This is a genomic window from Streptomyces lydicus, assembly GCF_004125265.1.
In the GTDB taxonomy this organism is placed as follows: Bacteria; Actinomycetota; Actinomycetes; order Streptomycetales; family Streptomycetaceae; genus Streptomyces; species Streptomyces lydicus_C.
Window position 1 is genome coordinate 7,999,581 of record NZ_RDTE01000003.1, and the last position, 18,120, is coordinate 8,017,700.

General features: G+C 67.5%; 20 protein-coding genes. 8 read left to right on the forward strand and 12 right to left on the reverse strand.

What is annotated here, in order from left to right; genetic code table 11:
* Entirely contained in the window at window positions 1–357 is a 357-nt protein-coding gene (locus tag D9V36_RS37760) for a DUF1048 domain-containing protein (protein ID WP_129297729.1), read from the reverse strand.
* Window positions 354–680, reverse strand: coding sequence for a PadR family transcriptional regulator (locus tag D9V36_RS37765; RefSeq protein WP_129297730.1), 327 nt, complete (start codon window positions 678–680; stop codon window positions 354–356). The genes D9V36_RS37760 and D9V36_RS37765 overlap by 4 nt, the downstream gene beginning before the upstream one ends.
* A 316-nt stretch (window positions 681–996) precedes the next feature.
* Between D9V36_RS37765 and D9V36_RS37770 the strand changes: the two genes are divergently transcribed.
* Both D9V36_RS37770 and D9V36_RS37775 read left to right on the forward strand, forming a co-directional pair.
* Complete coding sequence (locus D9V36_RS37770; RefSeq protein ID WP_241721199.1) at window positions 997–2,301, forward strand: erythromycin esterase family protein; 1,305 nt, start codon at window positions 997–999, stop codon at window positions 2,299–2,301.
* Window positions 2,302–2,471: 170 nt separating this feature from the next.
* Window positions 2,472–3,077, forward strand: coding sequence for a YdcF family protein (locus D9V36_RS37775; protein WP_129297731.1), 606 nt, complete (start codon window positions 2,472–2,474; stop codon window positions 3,075–3,077).
* A 98-nt stretch (window positions 3,078–3,175) separates the two neighbouring features.
* Here D9V36_RS37775 and D9V36_RS37780 read toward each other — a convergent pair whose 3' ends face one another.
* Complete coding sequence (locus D9V36_RS37780) at window positions 3,176–4,102, reverse strand: AraC family transcriptional regulator (RefSeq protein WP_241721200.1); 927 nt, start codon at window positions 4,100–4,102, stop codon at window positions 3,176–3,178.
* Window positions 4,103–4,237: 135 nt separating this feature from the next.
* Here D9V36_RS37780 and D9V36_RS37785 point away from each other — a divergent pair, with 135 nt between their 5' ends.
* A complete protein-coding gene (locus tag D9V36_RS37785) occupies window positions 4,238–4,891 on the forward strand; it encodes an alpha/beta fold hydrolase (protein WP_431357731.1) in 654 nt (217 codons plus the stop codon).
* Entirely contained in the window at window positions 4,833–5,051 is a 219-nt protein-coding gene (locus tag D9V36_RS43170; RefSeq protein ID WP_431357732.1) for an alpha/beta fold hydrolase, read from the forward strand. Before D9V36_RS37785 ends, D9V36_RS43170 begins: the two co-directional genes overlap by 59 nt.
* Before the next feature lie 111 nt (window positions 5,052–5,162).
* On the opposite strand, the gene D9V36_RS37790 is transcribed toward D9V36_RS43170, so the two are convergent.
* Together D9V36_RS37790 and D9V36_RS37795 are read right to left on the reverse strand one after the other, a co-directional pair.
* Window positions 5,163–5,801 carry a molybdopterin-dependent oxidoreductase gene (locus D9V36_RS37790; RefSeq protein WP_129297733.1) on the reverse strand — a complete coding sequence of 213 codons (639 nt, stop codon included), beginning with the start codon at window positions 5,799–5,801 and terminating at the stop codon, window positions 5,163–5,165.
* A gap of 288 nt (window positions 5,802–6,089) precedes the next feature.
* Window positions 6,090–6,542 carry a VOC family protein gene (locus tag D9V36_RS37795; RefSeq protein WP_206739777.1) on the reverse strand — a complete coding sequence of 151 codons (453 nt, stop codon included), beginning with the start codon at window positions 6,540–6,542 and terminating at the stop codon, window positions 6,090–6,092.
* A 352-nt stretch (window positions 6,543–6,894) separates the two neighbouring features.
* Here D9V36_RS37795 and D9V36_RS37800 point away from each other — a divergent pair, with 352 nt between their 5' ends.
* Both D9V36_RS37800 and D9V36_RS37805 read left to right on the forward strand, forming a co-directional pair.
* Window positions 6,895–7,578, forward strand: a complete 684-nt coding sequence (locus D9V36_RS37800; RefSeq protein ID WP_129297734.1) for an HdeD family acid-resistance protein — start codon at window positions 6,895–6,897, stop codon at window positions 7,576–7,578.
* A gap of 161 nt (window positions 7,579–7,739) precedes the next feature.
* The gene (locus D9V36_RS37805; RefSeq protein ID WP_129297735.1) at window positions 7,740–8,771 is read left to right on the forward strand and encodes a S66 family peptidase; all 1,032 of its coding nucleotides are present in this window, start codon (window positions 7,740–7,742) and stop codon (window positions 8,769–8,771) included.
* A 187-nt stretch (window positions 8,772–8,958) separates the two neighbouring features.
* Here D9V36_RS37805 and D9V36_RS37810 read toward each other — a convergent pair whose 3' ends face one another.
* The gene (locus D9V36_RS37810) at window positions 8,959–9,951 is read right to left on the reverse strand and encodes an MFS transporter (RefSeq protein ID WP_129297736.1); all 993 of its coding nucleotides are present in this window, start codon (window positions 9,949–9,951) and stop codon (window positions 8,959–8,961) included.
* Between the two features lie 936 nt (window positions 9,952–10,887).
* Here D9V36_RS37810 and D9V36_RS37815 point away from each other — a divergent pair.
* Entirely contained in the window at window positions 10,888–11,547 is a 660-nt protein-coding gene (locus D9V36_RS37815) for a YceI family protein (protein WP_129297737.1), read from the forward strand.
* Window positions 11,548–11,784: 237 nt separating this feature from the next.
* Here the strand turns inward: D9V36_RS37815 and D9V36_RS37820 are convergent, their stop codons facing one another.
* From D9V36_RS37820 to D9V36_RS37835, 4 genes are read right to left on the reverse strand one after another with little or no spacing between them, the layout of a single operon-like run.
* The gene (locus D9V36_RS37820; protein ID WP_129297738.1) at window positions 11,785–12,729 is read right to left on the reverse strand and encodes a LysR family transcriptional regulator; all 945 of its coding nucleotides are present in this window, start codon (window positions 12,727–12,729) and stop codon (window positions 11,785–11,787) included.
* A 13-nt stretch (window positions 12,730–12,742) separates the two neighbouring features.
* Entirely contained in the window at window positions 12,743–13,129 is a 387-nt protein-coding gene (locus tag D9V36_RS37825) for a cytochrome P450 (protein WP_129297739.1), read from the reverse strand.
* Window positions 13,130–13,163: 34 nt separating this feature from the next.
* Window positions 13,164–13,577: a MarR family winged helix-turn-helix transcriptional regulator gene (locus tag D9V36_RS37830; RefSeq protein ID WP_129297740.1), complete on the reverse strand. Its 414-nt coding sequence runs from the start codon at window positions 13,575–13,577 to the stop codon at window positions 13,164–13,166.
* Between the two features lie 50 nt (window positions 13,578–13,627).
* Window positions 13,628–14,509, reverse strand: coding sequence for an NmrA/HSCARG family protein (locus tag D9V36_RS37835; protein WP_129297741.1), 882 nt, complete (start codon window positions 14,507–14,509; stop codon window positions 13,628–13,630).
* 157 nt (window positions 14,510–14,666) lie between these two features.
* Between D9V36_RS37835 and D9V36_RS37840 the strand changes: the two genes are divergently transcribed.
* The gene (locus tag D9V36_RS37840) at window positions 14,667–15,104 is read left to right on the forward strand and encodes a MarR family winged helix-turn-helix transcriptional regulator (protein ID WP_241721201.1); all 438 of its coding nucleotides are present in this window, start codon (window positions 14,667–14,669) and stop codon (window positions 15,102–15,104) included.
* A gap of 279 nt (window positions 15,105–15,383) precedes the next feature.
* Here the strand turns inward: D9V36_RS37840 and D9V36_RS37845 are convergent, their stop codons facing one another.
* Window positions 15,384–16,298 (reverse strand): RICIN domain-containing protein, encoded by a 915-nt coding sequence (locus D9V36_RS37845; RefSeq protein WP_164993104.1) that lies wholly within the window; start codon window positions 16,296–16,298, stop codon window positions 15,384–15,386.
* Between the two features lie 1,435 nt (window positions 16,299–17,733).
* On the reverse strand, window positions 17,734–18,105 hold the full coding sequence (locus D9V36_RS37850; protein WP_164993105.1) for a hypothetical protein: 372 nt from the start codon (window positions 18,103–18,105) through the stop codon (window positions 17,734–17,736).
* Between the last annotated feature and the right edge of the window lie 15 nt (window positions 18,106–18,120).

The following is an 18,120-nucleotide window of genomic DNA, read 5'->3' on the forward strand; positions in this document are numbered from 1 at the left end:
TCAGCCTCCTAGCCGGCCCAGTTTCTTTGCGACGTTCCTGTTCAACTTCTCGCGCCACCGGCCGCGATGGCTCCGGGCGCCTTCTCCGCCGGCCAGCGCCGTGCAGAAGCCGTTGATGTCGTCGCCGAGCACGTCGTGAACGCTCTGTCCGTCCGCCGCTGCTTCTTCGAGCAGCCCCAGAACGCCATCAAGGATCGGCATCAGATTGCGACCCGTGAAGTCCGAGTGGGGGGAGAGGTGAACCTTGATCTGTTCCCACGCCGCTCGGTATTCGGGCGGCAATGCCTCGGCCCGGGCTTCGAACGCCCTGCATTCCCTCGTGAGGTCGCTGCCCGTAATGGTCTCCCAGAAGTTCATCGCCCGCCCTCCTTGAGCATGTCGATTCGTGAGGAGAGGTACTCCCACTTCGCCCAGAACTTCGCGAGTTCTTGGCGCCCGGCGTCGTTGAGCGCAAAGAACTTGCGCGGTGGACCCAGTCCGGATGGCCGTTTCGTCACCTGGACGAGCCCGTTCCTCTCCAGCCGCACCAGGATGGTGTAGATCGTCCCCTCGACGACGTCGGCAAAGCCGAGTTCGTTCAGTCGACGCGTGATGGCGTACCCGTAGGTCTCCTCGCTGTCGATGATGTGCAGCACGCAGCCCTCAAGCGTGCCCTTCAGCATCTCCGTCAGATCGTCCAACGCGGATCCTCTCCGCTCTTCTCTTGGTACTACGTAACACCAAGTACCGCTATACGGTATCACGGAGTAGTGGGCCCGCGGCCTGCCTCGCGCTCAAGCGCCGGATTATTCGCATGCGTGGGTACGACACGGGTGTTAGCTTCCGAGCATGGCAATCTTCAGCAACTTTCTCTGACGGGGTTCGTCGACAGACGCGGCGCGCCATTGGGCCGACGCCCGGCGCCGTTTGCGTCTGCGCATCGTCACGTCGCTTGTCTGCCGCAGGCGGACGAGCTGCTGCGTCCTGAACTCCCAAGCCGAGAAATGAGCTTCAGCTGTGCCTATTGAGCCTTCCGCCCAAACCGTGCTCGCCGATTGGTTTCGCGCACACTCCACCCCCCTGGCCACTCTTGATCCGCAGCAACCCCTCGACGATCTCGAAGGGCTCCGGGAGATCATCGGCGACGCCCGTGTCGTCGCGATCGGTGAAGGCGCCCACTTCGTCGAAGAGTTCTCCCGTGCACGCCGACGTGTGCTGCGCTTTCTCGCCGAGCGCTGCGGATTCACCGTTTTTGCCATGGAGTTCGGCTTCAGTGAGGCCTTCCCGCTCGACCGTTGGCTGCAGGGTGACGGGGACGACGGCGACCTGGCGACAGTGAGCCGGGCCGCCGCCGAGTGGGGCGCCGCGGACCTCATGCACTGGCTCCGCCACCACAACCGCACCGGCAAGCACCCGTTGAGCTTCGCCGGCATCGACGTCCCCGAAGCAGGCGGGGCGCTACGGCCTGCCCTGGAGCCGGTGGCCGACTACTTGCGCGAGGTGGACCCCGACGCGCTCCGCCTCGTCGAGACGATCCTGGAGGTGAGTGACCGCTTCCTCAAGGGCTGCGGCTCCGGCGCTGCGGCCGGGCCCGCATGGGCTGCCCTTCCGGTGGCCGAGCAGAACGAACTCACCGCCGTACTGGCGCGGTTGTTGCTGCGGCTGCGCGCCGCCGAACCGCTCTATGTCTCCCGTAGCAGTCAGAGTCGCTTCGATATCGCCCGGCGCCGGGTGGAAGCGGCCTGTCACACCGACTACATGTTCCAGGCGATGCACGCCCTGCTGTCCGGCCGGGGCCTGACGGCGGACCTGTCGGTGCGTGAGATCTACATGGCCGAATCCGTGCGCTGGCACCTGGACCACGCCGAACCGGGGACCCGGATCGTCCTCGCGGCACACAACAACCACATCCACAAGACGGCGTTCACTCTGGAGTTCGCCGGCGGACTCAGCAGCCTTCCGATGGGCCGGCACCTGCATCGGATGCTCGGCCAGGACTACCGCGCCGTGGCCCTCGTCCACACCGCGGACCATGTGCCGGAGATGTACCCCGACCAGAGCGCCGCGGTCGGGTTCACCCTCGCCGAAGCCCACCTTGATCCTGCCGAGCCCGGCAGCGTCGAGGCCGCCCTCACCGACGCCGGACTCGCCGACCGGATCACCCTGACCGACCTGCGCCACTCACCGCGCGACGCTCAGGGAACACCACTGCTCAACGGGATCCGGGCCCAGAGCTCCCCTCTGCACACCTCGGTCCCTGAGGCTTTCGATGCCGTCATCGCCGTACCGACGGTCACCCGGGACCGCACAGTGCGCTTCTGACCGCCCCGAACCCTCTCCGGCGGGGCCTTTGAGCAAAAGGCCCCGCCGGCTTACGGCGTCCAAGCGGCTTCCAGATGGCCGGCGCGGGTGGCAAAGGCAATGACAGGAGTGGGCGGAACGACAGGAACGACGACAGGAACGGCAGTATCGAGGTGCCCTAGAGTCGCCGTATGCGACGAAGGACAGGACTGGTGATGGCCGGGGCTGCGGCCCTGGCCTGGGGTGAATGGCTGAACTGGCGCTGGTCGCGCACTCTCGTAGGGAACAGCGGGGGCGCTGCTGAGGCCGTGGTCGTGTTGGGTTACCGGAACCCTCAGGCGACGGCGAACTTCATCAGTCGCTGGCGCGTCCGTGCGGGAATGCGCTCCATCGGCGCCGGCGGTGCGCGTGAAACTCGCGTGATCTTCAGCGGCGGTCCGGCCGGCAGTGTCGTCGCGGAGGCCCAGTTGATGGCTGACTACGCGACATCGGTGCTCGAATTCGACGGCACAGTGCTCCTCGAAGACCAGAGCGGCACGACATGGGAGAACATCACGCACGTGATCCCGCTGCTTGAGGACGTCGACCGCATCAAGATCGTCTCCCAGCCGGCTCATGCGCTCAAGGCCCGGGCGTACTTGCGGCGGCAGCGCCCTGATCTTGCCAAGAGGCTGGTGCGCGCGGAGGACTACCGCCCCGGCGAGTGGCTGGTCGGCAAACCACTGCTGGCTCTGTACGGCCTTTGGACGCTCCGCTGTCTCAAGGCCGAGGAACGGTCGGCGAAGGCCTCGCTCTAGACAGTCCCTATCGCGTCGGTGTCACCAAGGCGTCACCCATGGTGGATCTTGAGACGAGGCCGGCGGATGATGAGGCCGCGTCCGAGAGCGAGAAGGGCTCAGCGGCCGTCGTGCCGCGTGCGCCAGCGGCTGGGGGACAGCCCGGCCTGGCGCTGGAAGAACGTGGTGAAATTCGCGGCGTCGTGGAAGCCGAGGCGCTCTGCGCAGCGCGCTGCGGGCAGATCGGTGTGGGCGAGCAGCCGTTTGGCCTCCAGCAGGATCCTCTGGTCGAGGAACTGCTTGGCGCCCAGGCCCGTTGCGGCGCGGGTCGCCCGGGTGAGGGTGCGCGGCTCGTAGCCGAGGGCTGTGGCGTAGTCACGTACGTGGTGATGTTCGGCGAACCGTTCCTCGACCGCGGCACGGTAGCAGCGGAAGACGGCGTGTTCGTCTTTGGCGGCTTCGGCTCCGCGTTCGTGTTGGTGTTGGTGAGGGTTGCCTGTCGGGAGAGGGGGACCGGCCGGCCCGATGGGCAGCACTCGCAGCACAAGGGCCGACAGGAGATGGGCGAGCAGCGGCACCGAGGCCAGTCGCGGATTCGAAACCGCCGCCGTGTGCTCGTGCCGCAGATGGTCCGCGGCCCGTAGGGCCAGTTCCCAGGCGTCCTTGTCCAGTTGCCAGCAGGCCGGGCCGAAGACGTTCGCCGCCGCTTGCGCCACGGGGCCCGGAGCGGGCGGGAAGCCCTGGGCGAAGAGGAGGAGGGGGCCTTCCAGGTCCTCGACATCGGTCCAGCGGTGGACCACACCCGGACGTATCCACACGACGGTTCGTTCCCACAGGGGGTGATCGATGAAGTCGGCGGTGTGCCGTCCCACGCCCGACTGCACCAAGGCCATGACATGGAAGTCCGGGCGCTGAGGGCGGGTCCGCCTGCGGCTGCGGTCCATGAGCCGCAGTTGCGCGAAGCTGAGCATCTCGACATCGAACTGCGCTCCGGGAGCCGGGGTGTAGTGCAGCTGCTTGACCCCGGGAAGCTGACCGCTTTTCACAAGAAGCTTGCACCTTTCGACCGGGCCTGCGCTGCGGCGCGTCTGTAGCGTTTGGGGCATATCCACTGCTCAGCGGCGCGAATTCGGGCTGGAGCAGTTCTCCGTACCCTTCCGCGATATGGCTCAGAGGTCTCCATGACGACAGTATCCACAACGCACCACGTCCCCGTGGCGGACGGCTCGATCGAGGTCCGCCGACGGGGAGGAGGCGGGCCCACGCTGGTGTTCGTGCACTACTGGGGCGGGTCCGCCGGTACGTGGGACGCAGTGGTGGAACGGCTCCCGGCCGATCGGGACACGGTCCGTTTCGACCAGCGCGGCTGGGGCTCGTCGCGGGCGCTGCCCGGACCGTACCGACTGGACCAGCTCGCTGACGATCTCATCGACATCGTCAAGGGCCTGGGCCTGGGCAGTTTCGTCCTCGTCGGGCACTCGATGGGTGGCAAGGCGAGCATGCTAGCCGCCGCCCGCCGCCCGCCGGCCGCCGGGCCTGGCAGGGGTGGTCCTGCTGGCCCCCGCGCCCCCGGAGCCGCCCGCGAGCGTGACTGCCGAGTACCGGCATGCTCTCTCCCGCGCCTACGAGTCGGCGCATTCCGTCGGGCAGGCGCTCGACCACGTCCTCACCGCCACGCCGCTGGCGGGGGCCGTCCGCAGCGCCGTCGTGCGGGACAGTCTGAACAGCGACGAAGCCGCGCGTCTGGAGTGGCCCATGAGGGGGATTGTCACGGATGTGACAGACGCCGCCAGTACCATCGAGGCCCCCGTCCTGGTTCTGGCCGGCGAGCGTGACCAGGTCGAACCGCCGGACGTCCTGCGTCGCTGCCTCCTGCCCAGCGTCCCCCGGGCCCGGTTCGAGGTCGTCCCGGCCAGCGGTCACCTGCTGCCCCTGGAAGCTCCCGCCGAAGTCACCGCGGCGCTGCAGGACTTCACTGTTGGTCTCGGCGGCTGACAATTCCCTGCCGCCTGCCGCCTGCCGCCTGCCGCCTGCCGCCTGCCGCCCCCCGGACCCGGAAGCGCACCCCTCCCGTCGGCCATGGCTGCTCGCAGAGGGGGACCGTCCTTACAGAGGAGGACCGTCGCCGTCCTCCTCTTGGTAGGAGTGGCGCCGGCCTTGCCATGCCTCGCCGATGTTGTGGTAGCCGCGTTCTTCCCAGAAGCCACGGCGGTCGGCGGTCATGTACTCGATGCCGCGCAGCCACTTGGGGCCCTTGTAGCCGTAGAGATGGGGGACGACGAGGCGCAGGGGGAAGCCGTGCTCGGCGGTGAGCGATTCCCCGTTGTGGTGCGTGGCCAGAAGCGTGCGGGCGGAGGCGAAGTCACTGAGCCGCATGTTGGCGCTGTAGCCGTACTCCGCCCAGGCCATGACGTGGGTGGCCTGGGGCGAGGGAGGGGCCAGTGCGAGCAGCGTGGCTGCAGCGACGCCGAACCACTCGTGGCCGGTCGACGTGGTGCCTGTCGCGCAGTGCAGATCGGCGACGACCTCGGTGGTCGGCAGGGCGGCGAATGCGTCCAGGGTCCAGGTGTGGTCGTCGCCTGTCCCGGTGGCGCCGAAGACCTTCAGGTCCCAGCGGTCGGCCCGGAACCTGGGGACGGGGCCGTAGTGCGAGACGGGCCAGCCACGGGCGAGCCGCTGCCCAGGGGGAAGGAGCCCGTCGGTGGCGTACGGGCCACGGCTCGTGCCGGGCTCGTCACTTCCCATCGGATCGATCCTCCCTGCTCGTCGACAAGGCCCTGTCGCACACATTCTCCTCTACGGGCCTTCGGCGGACTCGGTCAGCATCCGGCAGCCGGGCGCGTCAGCCTACTGGCGCGCCCACGGTGCCACTGAAGCCGGTGGGCAGTCCACAGGCCCGTTCCTGACCGGGCCCGCACGGCACACGTCCTGGCCCGCCCGCACGGCACACGTCGGCTGAACTCCGCGGCTGGATTCCTCGACGGGACAAGCCCCCGCCCCACCCGCCCGGCCCGCCCGGATCGGGAGGACGACCTACCCGGAGTTGGTGTCGGTGCGGGCGAAAATGCCTTCCAGCATTCCGGTGGCCTGCCCCACCTCGATCAGGTAGCCGTCAGGGTCGCGCAGGTAGCAGCGAACTTCCGCACGCCGGTCGATCGGCGGAGTCAGGAACTCCGCTCCTTTCGCGCTCCATTCGGCGTAGCAGGCCTCGATATCGGCGACCCGCAGGTTCATGAAGCTGGAGACGGTGTGCGGTTCGCCGGGCGGGACCAGCGTCACATCGGGCTTGTCCGGGGTGGGGCCGCCGCCCGGATTCATGATGATCCAGCTGTTGGCGAGCTTCACGATGCAGGGATTCTCGTCCAGAACGACCTGCCCGCCCATCACCTCGCTGTAGAAGCGACGCGAACGCGCCACATCGCGCACCGTCAAGAAATGCGTCATCAGCAGCCCCTCGCTCGGGGCCGGAATACCGTCGTTGTCCATCTCCAGCCTCTCTCCGCCGACCGCGGTGCACCGGACGCCCGGCGCATCCTCCACCGGTGGGGAGACCGGCCGAAGGCGACCGACACGTGCGCAATGGTGGTGAGCCCGTGGCGGCGCTTCTCTCATGGACGGCCACCACGGTCTCCGCCTTCCATGTCATCGCGCCACGGTGCCCGCTGCAACCCGTGGGCGCGCGGCCGGAGCCCGGGGCGCCTTTCTGCTCCCCGGGGCCGCATGGCACGCGCGACCACCGACAGGACCTGTGAGCTTCTGCCGGGCGGGATGGGGCCAGGCGGGTGACGATGGAACCGGACCCCACTGTCCGTGCTCTTTCCTGGAGGAGGCAGACGCCATGACATACCCCTCCGATTCCGATTCCGCAGGCACCGGCCCTCCGCACGGCACCGAGCCCGGAGACGTCTCCCCGGCCGGAGGCCCAGGAGCCCTGGCGAACATGGGCTGGCAGTTCCTGCTCGTCATGGGCCTGGCCGCGATCGCCCTGGGCGTCCTCGCCCTGGCCTGGCCCAGTCAGACCCTGCGGGTCGTCGGCGTTCTCTTCGGCGTCTACCTGTTGGCCACCGGTGTCTTTCAGCTGGCCGGAGCCTTTGGCACACACGTCCCCCGGCATCTTCGGGTGCTGCATTTCGTCGCGGGTGCGCTCTTCATCCTGCTGGGCCTGGTCTGCTTCCGGGGCACCCTGGAATCGATTCTGCTGCTCGCGCTGTGGATCGGCTTCGGCTGGCTGCTGCGCGGCATCATGGTGACCGCCTCGGCGGTCTCCGCCGAGCAGATGCCGGCACGCGGCTGGCAGATCTTCTCGGGGATCATCACCACTCTGGCGGGCATCGTGCTGATCGTGTCGCCGTTCGGCTCGATTGCCGCACTGACCTTGGTGGTGGGCATCATGGCCATTGTCGTGGGTGCAGTCGAGGTCTTCCACGCCATCAAGATGCGCGTCGAACTCGGCCGCCTCACCGAGGGCACCGCCACCAAACGGCGGCCCATGTTCCACTCCCGCCCCCACCCCCAGCACTGATCACGGGGGCATCGGCCACCCGAGCAGCGAGGCCATGCCATACGACAGCCGCACTCCTGGCCGGGCTTCGGACGCGGTCGGCAGACCGCGTCCGGGGGCGTGGAGGGCACACGCTGGAATCCATTGTCCTGCGGACGTCGCGCCGTGCCAAACTCCGGTGCATGCCCATTCGATACCCGCGCCCCTTACGTCCCGGTGATCGTGTCGGAGTCACCTCTCCGTCGAGCGGAGTCAACGAGAAGTTCCGCAAGCGCCTCCACGTGGCCATCAGTGAGGTGGAGGCACGCGGATGTGAAGTAGTTCTCGGCCGATGCATGGACGGCTCGGGACATGTCAGTGCTCCCGCCCCCGAGCGTGCGGACGAGCTGATGTCGATGCTGACGGATCCCGGCATCAGGGCAGTGGTGCCTCCATGGGGCGGAGAGACGGCGATTGACCTGCTGCCACTGCTCGACTTCAACCAACTGCGTGTTGCCGAACCGACCTGGCTCGTCGGGTTCTCCGATATGTCGACCGTCATCACCCCGCTGACCCTCCTCACGGGGGTCGCGACCATCCATGGCAACAACCTCATGGACACGCCCTATCAGGTCCCCGAGGGGCTGGTGTCCTGGATCGACATCGTCGCGGCGCCAGAGGGGCACCAATTCACGCAGACCCCACCCGGCCACCACAGAGCAACTGGCTGGGACGACTACGTCGCTCGGCCCGAGGTGCGTGAATTCACGCTCGACACCCCCGGCACATGGATCCGGTTGGACGGGAGCGGAGATGTGGACGTCCAGGGGCGTCTGATCGGGGGGTGTATCGAGACGCTGTGCAATCTCACCGGGACCGGCTATCTCGATGTGTCCGCCTTCGCGCGGGCCGAGGCCGCGGACGGGCTGCTGGTGTATATGGAGGCGACCGGCGATGACGACGCGTTCACTATCTGCCGCAACCTGCACGGCATGCGGCTGGCCGGCTTCTTCGACCAGGCGAACGCGGTGCTCGTCGGGCGGACCTCGGCACCGGGTGCCCCTTCGTTGTCCCAGCACCAGGCCGTGCTGGACGCCCTGGGCCCCTTGAACGTGCCGATCATCGCCGATGTGGAATGCGGACACGTTCCGCCATTCATGCCGATCGTCAATGGGGCGCGCGGCCGACTCGTCCACACGTCCACCCGTCGCGAACTCACCCAGACCCTGGACTGATACAGGAGGTCAGGTTCCTCCCCACCCGGGAACGGCGGCAGCAGATGTTCCGGAACCTGTATCCGTACCTGTACCTGTACCTGTACTTGTACCTGCACCGCCGTCGGTGACCGATCATCGATGCCCTGAGACACTGCTGGTCACGGCGCATTCGCCCACGAAGGTGCAGGGCACACCACGGGGTACCTCACCCGACAGGGAGCGCTTCTTCCGGCGCGGAAAACGTCCGGGTGCGCAAGGCCCAGTGGGTGAGAGGCCGGGTGGCGAGGCCGCAGAGTGCGAGGGCGGCGCCGAGGACCATCCAGCCGAGCTTGCCCCCTTGCAGGCACAGAGCGGTGAGCACGACCGGTGACGCGGCTCGTACCACGCCGTCGGCCAAGTTGAAGGCTCCCTGGTACTGGCCTTGGGAGTGTTCCGGGGCCAGTACGTAGCTGATTTCGAAGGCCCCTGCGGCCAGGCCGAGTTCACCCCATGACAGGAGGAGCACGCCGACGAGCAGCAGGGCCGTGGGGACGGGGGCGGAAACCCCGGCGGCGAATGCCAGGGTGGTACAGCCGGGGAGGGACAGGAACCCTGCTCCGCGGAGCGCGGTGGAAGCGGCCAACGGGCCTCTCACCCAGCGGGTTGCCCTGGCCTGGAACAGCACGACCACTGCCGTGTTCACCACCAGCAGGGCGGAAAGCCACCACCGGGGCGCCGCGGTGTGCGACACCAGCCGGAGCGGCAGGACCAGGGACACCACGTCGTACTGGAACCCGATGACCCCGCACAGCAGCGACAGGGCGAGGTACGGGCGGTCCCGCATCGCCTCCCAGCGTCGTGCACCCGGGGGGCGTGGCACCGGCGCGACGGAGGGGATCTTGAGCAGCGGTCCGGCCGCCGCGAGGAAGCTCAGTCCGTTCGCCAGGATCAGAAGGGTGTAGCCCGCCGCCGAGTCGAGTTGGAGCGCGACGCCGGCCGCAGCGGCGCCGATGCCCATCCCGAGTTTGGTGACAGCGCGGAGATGACCTCGGATGCGGGTACGTTCTCCGGGCTCGCTGATCCGCGCGACGAGGGCGCCGCCGACGACGCGGGTGAAGAACAGCATGCTGCCGGCCAGATAGAGCCCGCTGCCGACGGTGGTGACGAAACTGGCGGTCGTCAGGAAACGTACCGGGCCACGGATTGCCTCGGTCGTCATATATGCCTCTGCGGGGCGCCGTTGGTCTCCTGCTTGCAGGGGTCTCGGGATTGTCCAGGATCTTCCTGCCTGTTGCGGCCAGGCGGATTTCCTCGCCGAAACGGAGACGATGGAAATTGAGAAGATGGTTGAGCTGATCCCACGAGAAGAGCGGGCGGAAGCGGTCCCGGTCCTGCCCGCGTAAGACGACGCCCCGGGGGTCCGGTTCTCGCGCAGAAATTGATCGAGCGGCATCGGGTCAAGCAGGGATTCGAGAACGAACACGCCATTCCTCACGGTTCAAAGGGGGTGCCCGGTGGCTCCTGGAGCCACCGGGCGGGTCAGGACAGTGACTTGCCCCCTGCCCTTACACGTCCTTCTGGTCGACCTCGAGGTTCGGCACGTTCTTGACCTGGGCGGTCTTCACCGTCTCCACGGAGAACCCGATCCTCTTCGGGCGGGGGCCGTGTGGGACTCGGTCTTGGCAGCTGCGGGAACCTTGGCCATCGGTGACTCCTCAACTAGGGGACTTACCCCTCCATTCGTGCTACTTACTGTCACCAACTGCCGGAAACGCACGAAAGGTAATGAGGTGATGGAATGAGCCATAACTGGCAAAGTGGTTGCGGAACCTGGCGATCGTGTGGGCCTAGAGGCCAGGCAAGTCCGACGGCCAGGGAAATGGGATGAGGAGGCCCGGCGCACGGTCCGGCGGCTCGACGGGCAGGTGCAGCAGGGTTGCGGCCCGCGGCCGGAGTGCCCTCGCGTGGATTGGCGGCACCGGGTGGTCATCCAGCAGGTCGTGGGCTGCGCCGGCGCCTCCCCTCTTCGTGTCGATCCTGTGCAGCTTTGCCGTCGGGGGCATGGAATCCGGACGCGGCCGCCCATCTCGCCGGGTAGCGGCAGACTGCGCCGTGATAGCACAGAGTGATCCGATTCAAGGGAGGCTACGTCCGCATGGGCATCTTCAGCCGTCGCCAGAGCGCGACTACCGAGCCGACGCAGGCTGTGGGCCCCCGTACGCCTTTCCCGGCGGCCGAGACCACCGGGGTCGAGCTCGACCCCGCACTTCGTGCGCTGACCGGAGAATGGACCATCGACCGCCCGCACAGTCGTATCGGATTCTCCGTGCGACACGCGATGGTCACGACGGTGCGGGGCGCTTTCGCCGATTACGACAGCGCACTGTATTTCGACGGAGCTCAGCCTGCCCGCTCCCGGGCCGAACTCGTCATCAGGGTCGCCAGCGTCGACACGGGCGTAGAACAACGGGACGCACACCTCATAGGCACCGACTTCTTCGACGCGAACCGCTACCCGGAGATGATGTTCCGCAGCACCTCCACCACCCACGAGGGCGCAGAGAACTTCCGTATGACAGGGGATCTGACCATCCGCGACGTCACCCGGCCGGTCGAGCTGCAACTCGCCTACCTCGGCTCGGTCCTGGACCCGTTCGGCTATGAGCGGGCCGGTTTTGACGCCACCACCACCATCGACCGCACCGAGTGGGGCTTGGTCTACAACCAGCGCCTGGAAGCGGGCGGTGCCATGGTGAGCGAGAGGGTCCGGCTGCAGTTCGACATCTCCGCGATCCGGTCCGTGCCCCTGGCGTAGCGGCCCCGGAAGGAGATCCACTGCGTTCCGTCGCCCACACCCTCGGCGAGGGGCCGATCCGGTGCTCCCGTCGCGGGCGGATGACCCGTTCCTCCATCACGGGGGCGACGCGGTGTAGTTGGGGGTGGGGTGCTTGGGGCGGCTGGGGCGGCTGGGGCGGTCTGCCCTCCCGGCTTGGCCGTTCCGCGGGCCTGGAACGGCCTCCGGTAGGTTCCGGGCACCTCACTCCACAGTCGGTCAGGCGTGCGCTCGGGACCGGCTCCAGCGTTTCGCGGCCGCGACGAAGTGTGCGGTGTGCGGGTGGGAGTCCAAGCTCCGCCATGCGATGAGGACGCTGACGGGGTCGGCGTCCTTCAGGGGAACGTAGATCACACCGGGGTGACGGTGGAGGGTCGCGGTGGAAGAGGTGGAGACCCCGATGCCTCGGCCCGCGGCGACGGCCTCCAGCCATTCGTCGACGTTGTTGACCTCAACTATTCGACGTCCGGGCGGCGTTGTGCTCCATAGCTCAGGTGTGCCACTGCCCGAGATGATGTTGACGACGAGGGGGTCGTTCCGGGTCTGGGCCAGTGTGGCCGTTCCCTGCCTGGCGAGGGGGTGGCCGAGGGGCAGGGCCGCTACGCGGTTTTCGTCGCGGAAACGGAAGAAGTCGATGTCCCCGTCGGGGGCGGAGCGCAGGATAGCGAGGTGGGAGCGCCCGTCGGCGAGGCCGGCGAGAGGGGCGTCGTCGCAGCGTTGCAGGTGCACGGTTGCGCCGGGGTGCTCAGTCTCGAACCGGTTGACCAAGGGGCCGGTGTCCTCGCCCAGGGCGTTCCACGTGAAACCGACACGCAGCGGTAATCGCAGGGCATGGGCCTTCTCGAACGCCTCTGCCGCGGCGGCCACCGCGCTGTCCGCGTAGGGGAGGAAGAGCTCGCCTGCGTCGGAGAGCCGGATGACATGCCGGCTTCTTATGACCAGCCGTTGGCCCAGGCAGCGTTCCAATGCCGCGATGGTCCGGCTGAGCGACGACTGGGAAATCTTGAGGGCGCTTGCGGCTTGGGTGAAGTGTTTGTATTCGGCGACCGCCAGAAAGGCGCGTAACTGAGCGGTTCCGGTGGCGAGCGACAGGGTCTGTCGCCGGCCGGCGTTCGCCACCACCTGCCGGCCGGCCTCGCCGCCGGCGAAGGGGGTGCCGCCCATCAGCCGGCCTCTTTCAGCCCACGGTGATCGGGCCGAACCGCACCGGCAGGGTGGAGAACCCGGTCAGGAAGTTGGACCGGATACGCAGTGCCTCGTCGGTCTGCTCGAATCCGGTGGTGAAGTCCCGCAGAGCGAGCAGCAGTTCGGCGATCTCCACCTTGGCCAGGTACGAGCCGACGCAGAAGTGCGGGCCGTAGCCGAAGGCCAGGTGTTTGTTGGGGGCGCGGCCGAGGTCGAACTCCCCCGGCCGCGCGAAGCCCCGTTCGTCCCGGTTGCCGGAGGCGTGCCAGAGCGTGACGATCTCGTCCAGCCGCAGCCGTACGCCGTGCAGTCCGGTCTCGTGGACGACGCTGCGCCCGAAGTGCATGGCGAGTGTGCGGTGGGGGCCACCGGAGAGCATGAAGCCGGGGAACAGGCCCTGAGGGCTGTAGTGGTCAAAGGCACATCGCTGTTTCGAGATTGCGGGTCATGCGCTCGAGGACGTGGACGGCCGTGCCGTACTCGTCCTGGGAGATGCCGGCGGTGGAGAGTGTGCGGAACGCGTCGACGCGCTCGGCGACACGGGCCAGGCGCTGACGGCCATCGGGGGTGAGGGAGAGCTGGTCCGGTGCGGGACGGGTCGCCCAGCCATCGACGAGCACGGCGTCAATGGCGGCGGTCAGCGTGGGGACGTCGGCGTTGGCGGAGAGAGCGGACACCACTTCCGTGTCGGCGACCCGAGGGGTCTCGTGGATGACGTTGAGGACCTGCCAGGCGGTCCGTGTGAGCCCGAACCCCGCCAGCATGTCGTTCATGTAGCGGGTAAGGGCCTTGTCCGTACGGTTGAGCCAGTAGCCGATGGGCTTCACGGTGATGCTCCTTCAGGGGCAGGGCGGGGTGCGCGCTTTTGGTAGGGATCTCACTGATTTGCCGGGGTGAGGGTCAGGAGTGCGGGCCACTTCTGGCCGGCGGCCCAGTCGGCGAAGCTGTGCCAGCCGACTTCGGGGTAGTCGCGCCGCAGCCCGGCGACGTCGACATCGAGGCCGACGGTGGTGAAGTACTCGAACATGGCGGCCAGGTCGGCGGATCGGGTACGGACATGGGCCAGCGGGACCTGCTGGTGGGCGATCGGCCGGCCGGTGGCTGCCGCAAGGATCTCGGCGATCTGTCTGGGGGTGCACTCGTCGGAGGCGATGTCGATGCGAAGGCCGGCGAACTCGTCGCGGCGCTGGAGGACCAGTGCGGCGAATGCGCCGATGTCGGCGGCGGGGATGAGCGTGAGGGGCCGGTCGGCGGGCATGGGCCAGGCGAAGGTGTTGTCGCGCAGCCCGTCGAGGGTCCAGCCGCCGGCGTAGTTGTCCATGAATGCCGCCGGGGCGATCACGGTCCAGGGCACGTCGGCTGTGTGGAGGTACTGCTCGACCAGGTACTTGCTCCGGTAGTGCGGGACCGCGGTGCCGCGGTCGGCGTGGGCGGCGGAGGTGAGGACGATGTGCCCGAGGCGGGCGGCTGCCGCGGCGTCGACGAGGGCCTTGCCTTGCCGGGCTTCGGTGGTGGTGTCGGTGCCGAACGGGGTGGTGACCGCGAAGAGGGAGTCCGCCCCGGAGAACGCGGCATCGAGGGAGGCGCGGTCGTCGAAGTCGGCGTGGCGCACGTCGGCTCCCAGACCCCGCAGGGCGTCGGCGGCGGGCGAGTCGGGGCGGCGGGTGAGCGCGCGCACGTGGTGACCCGCGGCCAGCAGAGCACGGGCGGTGGCTCCGCCCTGGGCTCCGGTAACTCCGGTGACGGCGACGGTGAGCATGGTTCCTCCAGCAGGCCGGCGAGTAGTATCGATGCGCGGCGCACTCACTGCGTCGCGCAGTGAATATTACGGGAGACTGCTGCGTGGCGCAGCGATTTGGAGTGTGACTCAGATGGCAGGCGGCTCGCGCCGGGCACGGCTGTGCGAGGAGTTGTCAATGGAGTCGCGCCGCTACCTGGCGGCGTATGTGCTGTTCAACCAGGCCGTAGCCGATCATCTCGGGCTGCACCCGACCGACGTGCAGTGTCTGAGCCTGCTGACGGCCGAGCCCGGGCCGCGCACGGTCAAGCAGATCGCCGAGATGACGGGTCTGACCACGGGCTCGGCCACGCGACTGGTGGACCGGCTGGAGCGCGGTGGCTATGTGGTTCGCGCGCCCGACCGGCAGGATCGACGCCGGGTGCTGGTCACGCCGGTGCCCGATCGCATCGCCCGCGTCACCGCGGTGTGGGACGACCTCGGCCCGGCGTGGCAGTCGCTGCTCGACGACCACAGCGAAGGCGAGCTGGAGGTGATCACCCGCCATATGCGACGGGCGTACGACCTCAGTCACGCCCAGATGCGACGCCTGCGATCCCTGCCGAAGCCGGACTGAGCCCCTCCGGCGGCACCCCACCGAGCCGTCGGAGAACACCCGACTCCACCGCACCCGCCGACTCATCCGCCCAGCCGCGCCAACTCGGGCTCTCACCCGCCAGGTGAACACGCAGCCGCAGTTGGCCGCACGGCGTCCTGCGCTGATCGACGGTCCACTTCAAACGGGGCGAGTCGTCCAGGGAGTGCCTCACCAGCACGGCCCCGATCCGGATGCCGGAGTCGGGGCCGCACTGTGTCCGCGGGGGTTTCCGAGTTGTGCCGGGCCGTCCTGGATCAATTACCGGAAGGTCAGGGCAAAGACGAGGTTTATGAGTTGACTCGCAGCCGTGCTGACCGCATTCATAATGGTGCTCGTGTAGCTGGTGCCATCGCTACATCCCACCTGGTCTTGCTGATTCGTCGAAACCACCTGGCTGTCGCTGGCCTGCTCGAAACCGGACGATGAGTCGCAGCTCGTGCCGTACATGTTGTAGGTGGCGTTCGTGTGAACACCTCCGAGGGTGTAGACGCCCGTGATCTTGTCGTTCGCGTCGCTGGCCCACGAGCCCTGGTCGCCGTCGGCGAAGGCGTAGGCACCCAATTTGTAGCCGGTGTACCTGCGCAGCGTTACCGTGGCGACTATCTTGCCGGCCGGGAGGGTTGCCGTCCTGCACTGTTGGACCGGGAAGGATTCGATGGGGTAGTGCCCCTTGGTCACGGTGTCGTCGGCGGCGTTCTCCTTGATCTGGTAGTCGATGGTTGCCCTGGCCGCGTAACCTCCCCAGTTGCAGACGGTGATCTTGTTGCTGCCCAGATCGACCGCAGCGCCGTTCGTCAGGTTAGGCAGCGCTGTGCCGTCGGTAGTGGTGATGGACCACTGCTGCTTCGTACTGCCGCCGTCGCATGTGCTCAGTTCCACCTCGCCCGAGTTTTTCAGGTCGAGTTGAGTGAGGCACTTGTTGTCCCCGGCATGGCGGATCAGGAAGTAGTTTGATCCGTCGTTCGCCGGCTGCAGAGTCCATGTTCCGGACGTCGGGCATGTAGAGGGAAGGGAGACGCGCGTATCAGATTGTTCGGCAAGACAACCGCCGAATTTGCTTCGCAAGTTGAACGATCCGTCGGGAGTCGAATCAATGGATAGATCCGGCTCATCCTTAATCATCCACGTAGGGGCGAGCTTGGACCAGTCTCCCGACATGGGATCGAAGCTCAAGTCGCCATTGTCCCTGGCGCTGATGATGGCATTGGGCTTACTCGTTCCACTGTCCGCGTGAGCGGATGTAGCAGGGAGCGGGGCGATGGCGACCCCTAGAGCGGCGACAAGTGCGGCCAGTGTTCTGGCTGCTGTGCGCGCCGGAAGGCTGTGTTGGCTGAGTGCGGGCATAACCCTTGCCTTTTCCACTCGGATTGGATGAATGGGCTAATGCGGGAATAGGCTGAGACGTTTCCGTCCTGGCGGCGCCGTCCACGCACCATTCGGTCCCGGGTGGGGTGGAACCCGCACTACTCGGGCGCTCAGATGCGTGGCGCTGCGGAGGTGCTGTCACGGCTGCTGCGCCGGTGAGCGCAAGGGACCGCGGAGGGTCTTTCCAGGATTTCCGGACATCGACCGCAGGTCAGCGGGCTGAATGTAGCGCTGCGGCACTCATGCGCACCAGAGTAGGAATACCCGATTCGATACTCGGTCTTCCCGCCTTCTGGACCCAGGTGGTTCGGTTGGTCAGATGCCGCCGGCGTCGATCAGCCAGTACTGGCCGTTGCTGAGGGTGATGTTCTGCGGGTCGTGGTCGACCACGCCTGCCCATGGGTACGGGGTGCTCGCTGTGGTGCCGTCGTTGGGCAGGTACGTCGTGGCCAGGACCTCGATGCTGTGTGCGGGGGCCGGTCACGGTCCACACCGTGGCGGGCGGGGCGTATCCGTACCCCTATCGAATGTTGACGGTGATCCCGCCGAGCGAAATCGCCACCCCATCAGGCGCCTCGTGGTGCCTTGCATTCGCCGGCACCGCTCCGGACTCCGCCATGGTCGACGGATCAGAATCACATGGCCGACCGCGCCCTGTCAGGTGACCATCCTTGAACAGGGCGCGGATCGGTAAGTTGCACGTCGGCGTTGGCTTCCGGCCTCGGTCAACAAGGTCTTCACCACTGCCCACTGCCCACTGCGCCGACGGCCAAGAAGCCGGCAAGCTGGGCGTGCAATGCGGCCGCACGGAGCGTGGAAAGCTGCCTTTCAAAACAAGACGGGGAACCTATGGCTTGGCGCGTGTCCGTTGCGTAGGCTCGTTGTGCGCAGTGGCATCAGGTACTCGGCTCCGTAGCCGCGGTCACATCCCTCACAGTGATTCCCGCGCACCAGCTTCACCTTCGTCACGCAGCAGGTGAGCGGGAGCCGAACTTATCCACGGCGACGGGCTGCCGGCCGTGGAGCACATCGGACAGCCGGCGATGGCTGAAGAGGTTGAGGTAGAGGGCCGCAGTCACCGCTGAGCAGCGCGGTGGCGCTAGGAGGCCAGGCCGCACTGCTCGTCGGCGCAGACATCGGCGATCCATCCGCGCAGCCGCTCGCCTTCACGGTTGCTCATGATGGTCGGAATGGATCTGAACGGACTATTTGTGCACGGTGGGAAAGCGGCGGGGGCCGTGCGCTACCGCTGGGCGGAGCATGTCACCGGCCGGCCTGCTGCTCCCTTCTGCTGGTCCAGAACGCGGTCGCCTTCCTGCAGGAGGCAGTGCGCCACGCCTTTGCCAGTAGGTACGACCTTGAGGCGCGGAGTGTGGCCGCCGTCCTCCTGGGTGCTCCATTTGGCTCCGCTCACCTTGGCCGGCACGCTCACCGCGCCGTTGAGGCCATCGACGTAGTCGTGCCTGACGGATTGCAGGTTGCCTCCTTCGATCCAGGCCTTGTACGTCACGTCGGGACTCTTGGCACCGCAAGCCGTGAGGAGTCCGCAGGCGACAGCCAGCCCCGCCATCGTCGTGACGAGCTTCGTGGCGGCGGGTATGGGGAATGTGGGCATAACGTGGCCTCTCAG

Bases quoted from the DNA above. Each gene is read 5' to 3' on its own strand.
- D9V36_RS37795 (WP_206739777.1), bottom strand. From the start codon at position 6,542: ATGGACAACGACGGTATTCCGGCCCCGAGCGAGGGGCTGCTGATGACG.
- D9V36_RS37805 (WP_129297735.1), top strand. From the start codon at position 7,740: ATGCCCATTCGATACCCGCGCCCCTTACGTCCCGGTGATCGTGTCGGA.
- D9V36_RS37835 (WP_129297741.1), bottom strand. From the start codon at position 14,509: ATGCTCACCGTCGCCGTCACCGGAGTTACCGGAGCCCAGGGCGGAGCC.
- D9V36_RS37790 (WP_129297733.1), bottom strand. From the start codon at position 5,801: ATGGGAAGTGACGAGCCCGGCACGAGCCGTGGCCCGTACGCCACCGAC.
- D9V36_RS37815 (WP_129297737.1), top strand. From the start codon at position 10,888: ATGGGCATCTTCAGCCGTCGCCAGAGCGCGACTACCGAGCCGACGCAG.
- D9V36_RS37825 (WP_129297739.1), bottom strand. From the start codon at position 13,129: ATGCTCTCCGGTGGCCCCCACCGCACACTCGCCATGCACTTCGGGCGC.
- D9V36_RS37800 (WP_129297734.1), top strand. From the start codon at position 6,895: ATGACATACCCCTCCGATTCCGATTCCGCAGGCACCGGCCCTCCGCAC.
- D9V36_RS37840 (WP_241721201.1), top strand. From the start codon at position 14,667: ATGGAGTCGCGCCGCTACCTGGCGGCGTATGTGCTGTTCAACCAGGCC.
- D9V36_RS37775 (WP_129297731.1), top strand. From the start codon at position 2,472: ATGCGACGAAGGACAGGACTGGTGATGGCCGGGGCTGCGGCCCTGGCC.
- D9V36_RS37760 (WP_129297729.1), bottom strand. From the start codon at position 357: ATGAACTTCTGGGAGACCATTACGGGCAGCGACCTCACGAGGGAATGC.
- D9V36_RS37820 (WP_129297738.1), bottom strand. From the start codon at position 12,729: ATGGGCGGCACCCCCTTCGCCGGCGGCGAGGCCGGCCGGCAGGTGGTG.
- D9V36_RS37785 (WP_431357731.1), top strand. From the start codon at position 4,238: ATGACGACAGTATCCACAACGCACCACGTCCCCGTGGCGGACGGCTCG.
- D9V36_RS37850 (WP_164993105.1), bottom strand. From the start codon at position 18,105: ATGCCCACATTCCCCATACCCGCCGCCACGAAGCTCGTCACGACGATG.
- D9V36_RS37810 (WP_129297736.1), bottom strand. From the start codon at position 9,951: ATGACGACCGAGGCAATCCGTGGCCCGGTACGTTTCCTGACGACCGCC.